Annotated in this window: 11 protein-coding genes; 8 read left to right on the top strand and 3 right to left on the bottom strand. The window is 67.1% G+C overall.

The genetic code is table 11. The features are described from left to right. The first annotated feature begins 74 nt into the window (after positions 1-74). From M8A51_RS13825 to fusA, 3 genes are all read left to right on the top strand, one after another. Positions 75-482 carry a hypothetical protein gene (locus M8A51_RS13825; protein ID WP_251779059.1) on the top strand — a complete coding sequence of 136 codons (408 nt, stop codon included), beginning with the start codon at positions 75-77 and terminating at the stop codon, positions 480-482. A 276-nt stretch (positions 483-758) separates the two neighbouring features. Then, positions 759-908, top strand: coding sequence for a hypothetical protein (locus tag M8A51_RS13820; RefSeq protein WP_251779058.1), 150 nt, complete (start codon positions 759-761; stop codon positions 906-908). 78 nt (positions 909-986) lie between these two features. Continuing rightward, positions 987-3017 (top strand): elongation factor G, encoded by a 2031-nt coding sequence (fusA, locus tag M8A51_RS13815; RefSeq protein ID WP_251779057.1) that lies wholly within the window; start codon positions 987-989, stop codon positions 3015-3017. Positions 3018-3079: 62 nt separating this feature from the next. Here fusA and M8A51_RS13810 read toward each other — a convergent pair whose 3' ends face one another. Then, positions 3080-3757: an NUDIX hydrolase gene (locus M8A51_RS13810; RefSeq protein WP_251779056.1), complete on the bottom strand. Its 678-nt coding sequence runs from the start codon at positions 3755-3757 to the stop codon at positions 3080-3082. A gap of 129 nt (positions 3758-3886) precedes the next feature. Between M8A51_RS13810 and M8A51_RS13805 the strand changes: the two genes are divergently transcribed. The 4 genes from M8A51_RS13805 to M8A51_RS13790 are packed head-to-tail and all read left to right on the top strand — an operon-like array spanning position 3887 to position 8782. Continuing rightward, a complete protein-coding gene (locus tag M8A51_RS13805; RefSeq protein WP_251779055.1) occupies positions 3887-4750 on the top strand; it encodes a cysteine hydrolase family protein in 864 nt (287 codons plus the stop codon). 40 nt (positions 4751-4790) lie between these two features. After that, the gene (pncB, locus tag M8A51_RS13800) at positions 4791-5978 is read left to right on the top strand and encodes a nicotinate phosphoribosyltransferase (RefSeq protein ID WP_251779054.1); all 1188 of its coding nucleotides are present in this window, start codon (positions 4791-4793) and stop codon (positions 5976-5978) included. A 10-nt stretch (positions 5979-5988) separates the two neighbouring features. Further along, the gene (locus M8A51_RS13795; protein WP_251779053.1) at positions 5989-7689 is read left to right on the top strand and encodes an NAD+ synthase; all 1701 of its coding nucleotides are present in this window, start codon (positions 5989-5991) and stop codon (positions 7687-7689) included. A 7-nt stretch (positions 7690-7696) separates the two neighbouring features. Next, entirely contained in the window at positions 7697-8782 is a 1086-nt protein-coding gene (locus tag M8A51_RS13790) for a bifunctional nicotinamide-nucleotide adenylyltransferase/Nudix hydroxylase (RefSeq protein WP_251779052.1), read from the top strand. Between the two features lie 34 nt (positions 8783-8816). Here the strand turns inward: M8A51_RS13790 and M8A51_RS13785 are convergent, their stop codons facing one another. Continuing rightward, positions 8817-9215 carry a hypothetical protein gene (locus M8A51_RS13785; protein ID WP_251779051.1) on the bottom strand — a complete coding sequence of 133 codons (399 nt, stop codon included), beginning with the start codon at positions 9213-9215 and terminating at the stop codon, positions 8817-8819. A 247-nt stretch (positions 9216-9462) separates the two neighbouring features. Here M8A51_RS13785 and M8A51_RS13780 point away from each other — a divergent pair, with 247 nt between their 5' ends. Then, positions 9463-10938 carry a hypothetical protein gene (locus tag M8A51_RS13780; protein ID WP_251779050.1) on the top strand — a complete coding sequence of 492 codons (1476 nt, stop codon included), beginning with the start codon at positions 9463-9465 and terminating at the stop codon, positions 10936-10938. Between the two features lie 264 nt (positions 10939-11202). On the opposite strand, the gene M8A51_RS13775 is transcribed toward M8A51_RS13780, so the two are convergent. Beyond that, positions 11203-12156 (bottom strand): LysR family transcriptional regulator, encoded by a 954-nt coding sequence (locus M8A51_RS13775; protein ID WP_251779049.1) that lies wholly within the window; start codon positions 12154-12156, stop codon positions 11203-11205. Between the last annotated feature and the right edge of the window lie 24 nt (positions 12157-12180).

Genomic DNA, 12180 nt, shown 5'->3' with positions numbered 1-12180 from the left:
AAGCGCCCTCCGCTCAGGCCTGCATCGTGGCAGCCCGTGTACGGGGCGCGGCAGCCACACCGCGAGGACAAGCAATGACCATCAAGCCCACCCTGTACCTGCTTCTGGCCCTGGCGCACGCACCCGTACTGGCCCAGAGCTCAGCGGACAGGCATCTGGACGCGTACCGCTGCGCCGTGCTCGGCGAGAGTTCGGCGTGCCGGCCGGCCGTCTCGTTGCCCGAGGTGCGGGTGGAGCAGCGCCTGGAACTCGGGCCGCTGGCGAAGTACCACGTCTACCAGGGCATGGATCGTGACGCCGCGATCGAGCGGGCACGCCTGCACGGCGAGCACCCGGTGTGGCGAACGGTGCGCGTGACCCGGCGCACGCTGTCGAGCGAGGAGCGCTATGAACGGGCAATGGGTCGCGGCATCGCGCCGTATGTGTTCGAAGACACGCTGCAGTTGACGGTGGACCGGGGCAACCGGTCCAGCGGCGGATGAGCGCACCGTGGTGCGCTCGGCCGGCGCGTCACGAAAGTTCGACAATACCGTCTCTTGACAGCGAGAGCGCTGCCCTTATGTTGAAGCACATGAGCAAGACCTTTGCATCGACCGTACCAGCCCTTGCGCAAGTCCGTGAGGACTCGCTGTGTGGTGTGCGCTGGACGCGGCTTTCCTAGTCTCGCCTTTCGATATCGCATCGGAAGGCGCGGGCCTTCCGGCATTCCCGCCCCGGCAGGTTCGCACCTCCGGGGTTTTTTGTTTTCGGGTTCCACCATGCGTACCTACGACAAGCTGATCGCGACGATTCCCGCCCGCCAAGGCGCGGGAGACTTGCGCACGTGCCTTGGCGTCAAGGTGCAGGAACGGGACGGCCCCCGGCGAGCCGTCGCGCGTTCCGTTTCGCAAGTGATCGACCGGCCCTGAAGGCGGATCTTCCGCCTGGGGCCGGGCATGGCCACCGGCACGAGCCGCAAGGACAGCGGCTCCAGGAAAGAGATCCGTATGAACTCCGTCCCCAGACCCCTCAGGAACATCGGCGTCATTGCGCACGTCGACGCGGGCAAGACCACAACCACTGAACGCATCCTCTACTACACCGGACGCAACCATCGCATCGGCGACACGCATGCGGGCACCGCGACGATGGACTTCGACGACCAGGAGAAGCGGCGCGGCATCACGATCAACAGCGCGGCCACTACCGTGTTCTGGAACGGCGTGCAGATCAACCTGATCGACACGCCGGGCCACATCGACTTCAACATCGAGGTGAACCGGTCGCTGCGCGTGCTCGACGGCGCCGTCGTCGTGTTCGACGGCGTGGCCGGCGTGGAGCCGCAGACCGAGACCAACTGGCGGCTGGCCGACAAGTACGGCGTGCCTCGCATCGCCTTCGTCAACAAGCTCGACCGTACCGGCGCCGACTTCGAGCGCGTGGTGCGCATGCTGGAGCAGCGTCTGGGCGTGAAGGCGCTGGTGCTGCAGTGGCCGATCGGCACGGAAGGCGGCTTCCGCGGCGTGGTCGACCTGGTTGGGGAGCGCGCGCTCGTGTGGCGTTCGGACGACCCGGACGACGGCTACGTGGTGCAAGCCATCCCGACCGAGTTGGTCGCCATGGTCCAGCAGCGTCGGGAGCGCCTGATCGAGGCTGCCGCGGAGCAGGACGATGAGGCCTTGCGGGCTTACGTCGAAGGTGCCGGCGTGTCGGGCGAGCAGTTGCGGGCGTGCATTCGCAAGGGCACGTTGGCAGGGGCCTTCGTGCCGGTGCTCGCCGGCGCCGCGTTCAAGAACAAGGGCGTTGAGCCCTTGCTCGACGCGGTGGTCGACTACCTGCCGGCGCCTGGCGAAGTGTCCGGCGCGCGGCAGCCCGAGTCCGACCCACAGGGCCCGTTGGCGGCGCTCGCCTTCAAGGTGGTGAGCGAGGCGCACGGCTTGATGGTGTTCGTGCGCGTCTACCGCGGCCGTCTGCAGCCGGGCGATACCGTGCTGAATGCCAGCACGGGCCGGCGCGAGCGGGTGGCACGGCTGTACGAAGTGCATGCGAATCGCCACGAGGAGCGTGCCCTGCTGCAGGCGGGTGACATCGCCGCGCTGGTGGGCCTGAAGGACACGCTGACGGGCCACACGCTGTGCGACCCTCAGCATCCGTTGGTGCTCGAGCAGATCGTGGTGCCGGAGCCGGTGATCGACGTGGCGATCGAGCCGAAGACGCAGGCCGACCAGCAGGGCCTGAGCCGCGCGCTGCAGGCGCTGGTCAAGGAAGACCCGAGCCTGCACGTGCGGCAGGACGCCGAGTCGGGCCAGACGGTTCTTTCGGGAATGGGTGAGCTGCAACTCGAAGTCTCGCTGGAGAAGTTGAGAACGAAACACCGTGTCGAGGTGTCCGTGGGCAGGCCGCAGGTGGCCTTCCGTGAAACCCTCACACAGATGACGGAGGTGCACCATGTGCACAAGAAGCAAAGCGGCGGCCCAGGTCAGTTCGCCGAGGTGAGTTTGCGGCTGGAGCCGCTGCCTCGCGGCGCAGGCATCCGCTTCGAAAGCCGTATCGTCGGTGGCGCGATTCCCCGCGAGTTCATTCCCGCGGTTGAAACCGGCCTCCGGCGCGCAGCTGAAGCCGGTGTGTTGGCGGGCTACCCATGCGTCGACTTCCAGGCGACGCTGCTCGACGGCAGGTTCCATGAGAGGGACTCGTCGGGCATGGCGTTCGAGCTGGCAGCTGCGGCGGCCTTCCGGGTCGGAGCCGCCAAGGCGGCACCGGCGGTGCTCGAGCCGGTGATGGCGGTCGAGGTCATCACGCCGGTCGAGCATCTGGGCGACTGCATCGGTGACCTGCACCGCCGACGCGGCTCGGTGCGCGCTCAGGATCAGCGCGACAACGTCGTCACGGTGCAAGCGTGGGTACCGCTGAAGGAGATGTTCGGCTACATCGGGCAGCTGCGCGCATTGTCGTCAGGCAGGGCGCAGTATTCGATGCAGTTCGATCACTATGCCGTGGCGCCGCAAGGCGTCGCGCAGGAGTCGGTGTCAGCCTGATGCCGCTCGGGGGCGGCCTCGCAGCTGCCCCCATTTTTTCCATCCGCCTTGAATGGCTGGCGTCAACTGCGCGAGTTCAGTCCGCGATCGAGCACCGACAGCCGCCGCCGGAACTCCTTGCGCAGCCGGTACAGCTGCGCCGGGCGGTGCGCCTTGCCTGCGTCCATCTCGCCCTCGATCGGCTCCAGCATGCCCAGTTCCTCGACCTTGCGCCGAAAGCTCACCTTGTTGACCGGTTCGCCCAGCACCGCCTCGTAGACGGTCTGCAGTTGCGGCAGCGTGAAGCGTTCGCCGCACAGGTACACCGGCAGCGACGAATACTGGCTCTTCGAGCGCACGCGCGACACGGCCGTCTGCAGGATGTTGCCGTGGTCGAAAGGCAGGGTGGGCAGGCGGGCGGTGGGCACGCGTTTCACGGCCTCGCCGTCGGCAGGCAGGATGTCGGCCGGCACCAGGGCGTAATAGGCGACGGACACCGACCAGCCGCGTGGGTCGCGGGCCGGGCCCGAGAACGTGGCAAGCTGCTCGAGGTAAGGGCTCACGATGCCGGTCTTCTGTTCGAGCAGGCGGGCGGCGGCCTCCCAGGCGCTCTGGTCGTGCTCGGGGTCGATGTAGCCGCCGGGCAGCGCCCAGGCCTGCTTGAACGGGTCACGCTCGCGGCGCAGCAGCACTGCGTGCAGGTCGCCGTCGTGCAGCGTCAGCAATACCACGTCGACGGTGCAGATGATCGAAGTTGCCATGCTTAGACCGGAAAAGGAACGAACAGCATACTGGATGCGGCATTGATACAAGGTGCCGGCCATATGCCATGTTAGTTGCAACAGTAATCTAACTGGCATATAGTGGAACCATCAACACGCGGAGGCGCCATGAGACGCAATGTCCAACTCCTGATCATCGACCCGCAGAACGACTTCTGCGATCTCCCGGAGGCTTGGCGTCCGTTGGATCCGCAGAACGGACGTCGCACCGACCCGGCCCTGCCGGTTGCCGGCGCTCATGCCGACATGTTGCGCCTGGCCCGGCTGGTGGACGAAGCTGCAGAAGCCCTGTCCGGCGTCGTCGTCACGCTCGACTCGCACCACCGTGTCGACGTGGCGCACCCACCGTTCTGGCGGCGCGGTGACGGCGGCCCGGTGGCACCGTTCACGCAGGTCACCGCGCGACAGGTGCGGGCCGGCGAGTTCGCGCCGCGTGACGCGCGAGCGCTGCCTCGTGTGCTGACCTACGTCGACGAACTGGAGGCGCGCGGCCGCTACACGCTGATGGTGTGGCCGGTGCATTGCGAGATCGGCTCCTGGGGACACGGCGTGCACGCCGCGGTGCGTGCAGCCTACAACCGGTGGGAAGAACGCCGGCAGACGCAGGTGGCGAAGGTCGTCAAGGGCACCAATCCCTGGACCGAGCACTACAGTGCCGTGCAGGCCGAAGTGCCGGACCGCGACGACGCCGACACGCAGTTGAACCGCCGCTTGATCGACGCGCTCGACGCGGCCGACATGATCGTGGTCGCCGGCGAGGCGGGCAGCCACTGCGTCAAGGCGACGACCGAGCACATCGCCGACCACTTGCCAGGCGGCAGGCTCGAACGGCTGGTGTTGCTGACCGACTGCATGAGCCCGGTCGGCGGCTTCGAGACGCAGCAGGCGGCGTTCCTCGAAGCCATGCGCGCCCGGGGCGCACGGCTGGCCACGAGCACCGAGCTGTTGCCCGAACTGCAGGCTGCCGCCTGAACGGCACCCACCCCAACGAGACTCCACGGAGAACCACTGCATGCCGCCCGTCATCCACAGCCTGCTGGAAACCGACCTGTACAAGTTCACCATGTGGCAGACGATGCTGCACCGGCACCCGCAGACGCAAGCCGAGTACAGCTTCGTCTGCCGCAACCGCAGCGAATATCCGCTGGCCGAGCTGCTGCCGCAGGTGAACGAGCAGCTCGACCATCTGTGTTCTCTGAGTTTTCAGGCCGACGAGCTCGCCTATCTGCGCAACCTGCGCTTCATCAAGTCCGACTTCGTCGACTTCCTGCGCATCTTCCGCTTCCAGCGCGAGTTCATCCGCGCGAGCGTCGACGGCGAGACGCTGCACATCGTCGCGCAGGGGCCGCAGGTGCACGTGATGGCCTTCGAGATCCACGTGCTCGCCATCGTCAACGAGCTGTACTTCCAGCGCTTCGATGCCGCTGCGGCGCTGCGCGTGGGGCGGGAAAAGCTGGCGGGCAAGATCGACGCGCTGCACCGCTTCGAGCAAGAGCCGGCGCGCCGCCACCCGTTCGAGTTCTTCGACTTCGGCGTGCGACGCCGCTACAGCGGCGCCTGGCAGCGCGAGGTGGTCGAAACGATGAAGCGCGAGGTGCCGCAGTTCTTCAAGGGCACCTCCAACGTGCTGTTGGCCAAGGAGCTGGGCCTGGTGCCGATCGGGACGATGGCGCACGAGTACCTGCAGACCTACCAGGCACTGGGCGTGCGGCTGCGCGACCACCAGAAAGCCGCGCTGGAAGACTGGGTGCAGGAATACCGCGGCGATCTCGGCGTGGCATTGACCGACGTGGTCGGCATGGACGCCTTCCTCGCCGACTTCGATCTCTACTTTGCGAAGCTGTTCGACGGCCTGCGGCACGATTCCGGCGACCCGGTCGTGTGGGGTGAGAAAGCCCTGGACCACTATGCGAAGCTGCGCATCGACCCGCACACCAAGCGGATGGTGTTCTCCGACGGGCTGGACATGGAGCGTGCCTTCATGCTGTATCGCCACTTCGCCGACCGCACGCAGCTGGGCTTCGGCATCGGCACCAGCTTGTCGAACGACGTCGGCCTGACCCCGCTGAACATCGTCATGAAGCTGACGCATTGCAACGGCCAGCCGGTGGCGAAGCTGTCCGACAGCCCGGGCAAGACGCTGTGCGACGACGAGACCTTCCTGGCCTACCTGCGCCAGGTCTTCAACGTCGCATCGTGAGGAGCCGGCCATGCTGAAGATCACCGTCGCGCAGCTCAACTACACGATCGGCGACATCGAGGGCAACGTCGAGAAAATGGTCGCGGCCGCCCAGAAGGCATGGTGCGCCGGTGCCGAGCTGGTGGTGTACTCCGAACTGTCGCTGACCGGCTACTACCCGGCCGACCTGCTCGACGAGCCGCACTTCATGGAACGCGTCGCCCGCGGGCTGGAGTCGCTGCAGCAGGCCTCGCGCCAGTTGCGCGGTTTGCACTGGGCCTTCGGCCTGCCCGAGCCCAAGAGCGGCCCCGGCAAGAAGCTGTACAACACGCTGCTCGTGCTGAAGGCGGGCGAGGTGGTGCTGCGCTATGCCAAGCAACTGCTGCCCACCTACAACATCTTCGACGAGCGGCGCCACTTCGAGCCCGGCCCGGACGTTGCCAAGGTGCTGCGCATCGGCCCGACACAGGTCGGTTTCATGATCTGCGAGGACGGCTGGAACGACGAAGGCGCCGACTACCTCGTCAACCCGTTCGAGCGCATGCGCGACGCGGCGCCCGACCTCGTGGTGTCGATCAACGCGAGCCCGTCCAACATCGGCAAGCGCGAGCAGCGGCACAGCGTCTTCGCGTCTGCCAGCCGCCGGCACCGCCTGCCGATCCTCTATGCCAACCAGATCGGCGGCCACGACCAGGTCGTCTACGACGGTGCGTCGTTCGCGGTGCAGCCGGACGAGGGCGTCGTCTATGAGGCACAGCGCTTCGTCGAAGACGTGACCACGCTGGGTTTCGCTGACGGGCGCTTCCGCAGCGCCGGCGGCGACGAGCTGTCGCGCGTCAGCGCCGAGGGGCTGTCGACCATGGCGTTCTACCGCGCCCAGATCGTGCTGGGGCTGCGTGACTATGCACGCCGCTGCGGCTTCCGGCAGGCGGTGGTCGGCTCGTCGGGCGGCATCGACAGCGCACTGACGCTGGTACTGGCCGTCGAGGCGCTCGGGGCCGGCAACGTGGTGGCCGTGACGATGCCATCGCGCTATTCGTCGGCCGGCTCGGTGGACGATTCGGTCAGCTTGTGCCGCAACCTCGGCATCGAATTGCACACGCACCCCATTGCCGACGCGGTGGCCGCATTCGCCGCGCAGTTCGAGGCCAGCTTCGGCCAGCCGCTGCAAGGCCTGGCACTCGAGAACCTGCAGGCCCGCGTGCGGGGCACCGTGCTGATGGAGTTCTCCAACAGCTACGGCCATCTGCTGCTGACCACCGGCAACAAGTCGGAGATTTCGGTCGGCTACTGCACCTTGTACGGTGACACCAACGGCGGGCTCGGCTTGATCGGCGACCTCTACAAGACCGAGGTGTTCGCGTTGTCGCGCCACCTGAACGAATCCGCCGGGCGCGAGCTCATTCCGCATGCCATTCTCGACAAGGAACCGTCGGCCGAGCTGGCGCCGGGGCAGAAAGACACCGACAGCCTGCCGCCTTACCCGGTGCTCGACGAGGTGCTGAAGGTGCTGATCGAAGGCGAACGGCTGGCGCCCTGGGAACATGCACAGGCCGCACGCTTCGTGCAACAGCTGACGCGTGCCGAGGACGGACGGGCGCTGGTCGAGCGCGTGCGTCGGATGATTGCGCGCAACGAGTACAAGCGGCGGCAGGCGCCGCCCATCCTGCGCGTGCGCTCACGGGCCTTCGGCACCGGCCGGCAGATGCCGATTGCGGCTCACCCTGCCTGAGATGACCATGCCCCACAGCGAACCACTTCCGCAGCGGGCCGATGTCGCGGTCTACATCGGCCGCTTCCAGCCTTTTCATCGCGGCCACCTTGCGCTGCTGCGGCAGGCGCTGGCGTTGGCGCCGCGCTGCGTCGTGGTGCTGGGCTCGGCCCACCAGGCGCGCACGCCGAAGAACCCGTTCACATGGCAGGAGCGCGCAGAGATGGTGCGCCTGGCGCTGTCCGAGGACGAGCGCAGCCGTGTGCGTTTCCTGCCGGTGCGCGACTACTACGACGAGACCCGATGGGTGACTGCCGTGCGCGATGGCGTGAGCCGCCTCCTGGCCGGCGAAGGCATGCCGTCGCATGCGCACGTCACGCTGGTCGGCCACTTCAAGGACGCCACCAGCGAATACCTGCACGGCTTTCCCGGGTGGCGCCTGACGCCGGTCGAGCGCGTGGCTGCGGTCGACGCCACGGCGGTTCGTGATGCGTGGTTCGGTGCGGGAGCCGACGACCGCGAGGCCGCGCTCGCCGCGCTGGTGGAACACCTGCCGCCGAGCACCACGGCCTTCCTGCGAGCTTGGTCGGCGTTGCCGCATCACGAGGAACTGGCCGAGGAATGGCGGCTGCTGAGGCACTACAAGCAGAGCTGGTCAGCCGCGCCATACCCGCCGGTGTTCGTCACCGTCGACAGTGTGGTGGCCTGCTCCGGCCGGGTGCTGCTGGTGCGTCGAGGGCAGGCCCCCGGCAAGGGGCTGCTGGCGGTCCCGGGTGGTTTCATCGAGCAACGGGAGACGGCGTATCAGTCAGCCTTGCGCGAGCTCCAGGAGGAGACCGGCCTTGCGCTGCTCGACACGACGATGCGCCAGTGCCTGAAGGCCACCGCCGTGTTCGACCACCCGGATCGCAGCCAGCGCGGCAGGACGATCACGCACGCGCATTACTTCGAACTCGGCGAGCGGGAGCTGCCCGAGGTGCAAGGCGGCGACGATGCGGCGCAGGCCCTGTGGGTACCGGTCGACGAGTTGACGGCGTTCGAAGACCAGTTCCTTGACGACCACTTCCACATGCTCGATCACTTCCTCGGCTTGACCGAGGAGCCGCACACCTGAACACGCGCGCCGAAGACCGGTATCGCGCGTGGTCTCACGGAGGTGGGGCCGGGGCAGGCACGATCTCTCGCGTTTCGCGGTAAATGCCGCCCCCTTCGACGCTGCCGCTCGAGGTGCCCTCGCCGCGCACACGGGCGCGGCAGGCTTCCTGATCGTCCGCGGGCAGCGCCTGGCAGCGTTGCATGCTGTTGTGCTCATAGTCGGCGCCAGGCACGCGCAACTCGCCACGGCGGGCTTCGGCCTTCGCCGCCCCCGCTTCGCGCAGGCAGGTCTTGCGATCCTCTGCCGACGTGTGGCGGGCGCATGACGCCTGCTCGCTTGCGCCGGCCCCCGGACGCGCATCCGTCGCGAGGGCGGCTGCGCCGGCGGCCAGCAGGAAGGTACCCAGCAGCACTCGCAAATGCAGCGGCACCGACAGCGTTCGGGTGTTCATCGTGTGTCCTTTCGTGGCAACGGATCAAGCACACCTTAGCGCGGCGTGTTCGGTCGCCTGTCGGCGTACCGATGACAGGGCTGTAGGAGGCCGCGGGGTCAGTTGCACAAGAAACGTGCATGGCAATGTAGTGGTCTATTCATAAGAAACACTGAACTCAACATTGGAAAACATAAGAAATCATCCAATAGACTGCACCCCTGATTTCCGCATCTGAACTCTCTATCCGACTCAGGAGGACCGCCCGATGACCACCGACCCGCAAGAGATCGATCTGCCCGACACCCCCGTGCAGAACGTAAAGCCCGCACGCGGGCGCTTCAACAACAACAACGTGGTGCCCTTGCTCCAGGCGTTCTACCCGCCCGGCCAGATCGAGCAGATGCGCGAACGGGGGGTGGACCAGCGCATGATGTTCGGCATCAACCCGTACTACATGGCGCTCGTGAAGGGGCAGGAGTTCCGCGGCCCGGGGGGCGACGTGCTGGTGCCGGCGATGCCGCCGAGCCGGCCCCTCGAAGCCCTGGTGGTGCCGATCCTGGCCGAAGCCGACGACATGAGCGGCGAGAAGGACCCGTCGAACCAGATCCGCTACAGCCCCGAGAGCCTGAAGGGCAAGATCCTGCACAAGTACGACGAGATCGTGCTCGGCTACACCGCGCTGGCCTGCTCGGCCCACTGTCGCTACTGCTACCGGCTCGACATCTTCAACGGCTCTACCGGCAAGGGGCTCATCAAGGCCGACGACCTGAAGACCTACATCGTCGGCTACAACACCACGCTGGCGGCCCATGGCGGCGTGGATGCCGACAGCGGTGCCCGCCGCTACCCGATTCGCGAGGTGCTGCTGTCGGGCGGTGATCCGATGGTGTTGTCCAACAAGAACCTGTACCGCTACATGGCGGCCGCGGCCGAAGCGGGCGTGCACCTGGTGCGCATCGGCACCAAGGAGATGGCGTTCCGGCCGCAGCGTTTCGACGAGAACTTCGCGCACATGCTGCGCGTGTTCCATGCCCGCCACCCGGACGTGCACGTCAACATCGTCGTGCACTTCACGCACCCGGACGAGATGCTGGTGCGCGACGAGCACAACAACTACGTGAAGAACGAGCAGGGCTACCACCAGTGGTTGCCGGGCGTGCGCAGCGCTCTGGACCAGGTGCAGCAGTTCGGCTTCGTGAGCCTGGAGAATCAGACGCCGGTCATCGCGCGAGTCAACGACGACGCGCCGAGCCTGCGCCTGCTGCAGGAAGAGCTGCGGCGCCTCAACATCCGGCCGAAGTACCTGTTCCAGTGCCGCGAGATCGAAGGCCACACCGCGTTCGCGCTGCCGGTCGAGCAGGCCTGGCGGCTGCACAACGAGGCGCAGAAGGGCTTGTCGGACACCGCGCGTTCACGCTTTGCCATGTCCACCGAATGGGGCAAGCTCGAGGTGGTCTCGGTGATCGACGGTCCGGGCGACGACGCGACTTGCACGGCCGACATCGGCGGCGTGTTCGGCGACGGCCTGGTCGTGATGAAGGTGCACCGTTCGCCGTTCTCGGCCGACAGCCAGGGCGATCTCGTCATCGCGCGGCGCAACCCGCACGCGCTGTGGCTGTCCGACTACGAGGACCGCATCGTCTACGACGGCCGGCAACCGGCAGGCGCCCGCTACCGGCGCTTCGACGCCGCGGGCAACGACGAGGTCGCTGCGCCGCAGCGGGCGCTGCACAGCGTCTAGGAGACTGAGCGGCAGCTGCCGCCCAGTCTCCTAGCCTGCGGCTTTACGCACGGCTCCCCCGAGCCCCCTCCGCGAGAGAGCTCCAGCTCGTTGGACCGCACCCTCCAGCCTCCCTCCACGAGGGAGGCTCCAGTCAGTCTGACGAGGGCTCCACCGCCGCCGTATGGAGTGATCCGTCTTGGATCGCCTCGGCCAGCAGCAGCATCTGCTGCGGCTCATAGGGAAGGTCGTTCGCAGCCATGGCCACGAAACGGACGGCGACTCTCAGCCGCCCAGCCTCCTGGGGCTCCCTTTGGGCAGCAAGGTTTTCATGTAGGCACTCGCCTCCGAATGCATGAACTGCTTGAAGGCGCCGGCAGCCGGGCTCAGCGGCTTGGTCGCCAGGTGAATCACGTACCACTCGCGCACCACCGGCAGGCCCTTCGCGTCGAGCAGCGCGAGGTGGCCGGTCTGGTGTTCCAGGTTCACCGTGTGCAGGGAAATGAATGCGAGCCCCATGCCGGCCATCACCGCCTGCTTGATCGATTCGTTGCTGTGCATCTCCTGCACCAGCGGCGGGTTCAGGCCGTGCTCGGCAAAGTAGCTGTCCATCGCGTGCCGGGTGCCGGAGCCGGTTTCGCGGGCGATGAACGACTCGCGTGCGAGGTTCTGCGGCGAGACCCGCTTGCGGCCGGCGAGCGGGTGGCTCGGGGCCGCGATGATGCCGTGCGGGTGCTTCGCGAAGGCCTCGAAGGTCACCGGCAGATGGCTCGGCGGACGGCCCATGATGGCCAGGTCGGCGTGGTGGCTTTCGAGCAGAGCGATCACCCGCTCACGGTCTTCGATCGCCACTTCGAGTTCGATCTCGGGATGACGGGCATGGAACTGAGCCACCAGCCGCGGCGCGAAGTAGCGCGTCGTCGTGACGAGTGCCAGGCGCAGCCGGCCGTGCCGCAGCCCCTGCAACGCGTCGAGCGCATCGCCGGCGTCGCGCAGCGTGTCACCGATACGACGCACGTAGGGCACCAGCGCTTCGCCGGCCTGCGTCAGCACCAGGTGGCGACCGCGCTTCTCGAACAAGGCCATGCCGATCGATTCCGCCAGCTGCGACATCTGCATCGAGACCGCCGGCTGCGTCAGATGCAGCAGCTCGGCCGCACGCATGAAGCTGCCGTGCTCGGCTGCGAGCAGGAAGATCTGCAGCTGGCGCAGTGTGGCGTGGCGCAAGGGGTCCGGCATCGGGCGGTTCGCAAAGGGGGCAGT

It is taken from the genome of Caldimonas mangrovi (assembly GCF_023721835.1).
Classification (GTDB): domain Bacteria; phylum Pseudomonadota; class Gammaproteobacteria; order Burkholderiales; family Burkholderiaceae_C; genus Caldimonas; species Caldimonas mangrovi.
Note: the sequence above shows the minus strand (reverse complement) of the source record. Positions and strands in the feature narration are given on the sequence as shown.

Bases quoted from the DNA above. Each gene is read 5' to 3' on its own strand.
- M8A51_RS13825 (WP_251779059.1), top strand. From the start codon at position 75: ATGACCATCAAGCCCACCCTGTACCTGCTTCTGGCCCTGGCGCACGCA.
- M8A51_RS13820 (WP_251779058.1), top strand. From the start codon at position 759: ATGCGTACCTACGACAAGCTGATCGCGACGATTCCCGCCCGCCAAGGC.
- fusA (WP_251779057.1), top strand. From the start codon at position 987: ATGAACTCCGTCCCCAGACCCCTCAGGAACATCGGCGTCATTGCGCAC.
- M8A51_RS13810 (WP_251779056.1), bottom strand. From the start codon at position 3,757: ATGGCAACTTCGATCATCTGCACCGTCGACGTGGTATTGCTGACGCTG.
- M8A51_RS13805 (WP_251779055.1), top strand. From the start codon at position 3,887: ATGAGACGCAATGTCCAACTCCTGATCATCGACCCGCAGAACGACTTC.
- pncB (WP_251779054.1), top strand. From the start codon at position 4,791: ATGCCGCCCGTCATCCACAGCCTGCTGGAAACCGACCTGTACAAGTTC.
- M8A51_RS13795 (WP_251779053.1), top strand. From the start codon at position 5,989: ATGCTGAAGATCACCGTCGCGCAGCTCAACTACACGATCGGCGACATC.
- M8A51_RS13790 (WP_251779052.1), top strand. From the start codon at position 7,697: ATGCCCCACAGCGAACCACTTCCGCAGCGGGCCGATGTCGCGGTCTAC.
- M8A51_RS13785 (WP_251779051.1), bottom strand. From the start codon at position 9,215: ATGAACACCCGAACGCTGTCGGTGCCGCTGCATTTGCGAGTGCTGCTG.
- M8A51_RS13780 (WP_251779050.1), top strand. From the start codon at position 9,463: ATGACCACCGACCCGCAAGAGATCGATCTGCCCGACACCCCCGTGCAG.
- M8A51_RS13775 (WP_251779049.1), bottom strand. From the start codon at position 12,156: ATGCCGGACCCCTTGCGCCACGCCACACTGCGCCAGCTGCAGATCTTC.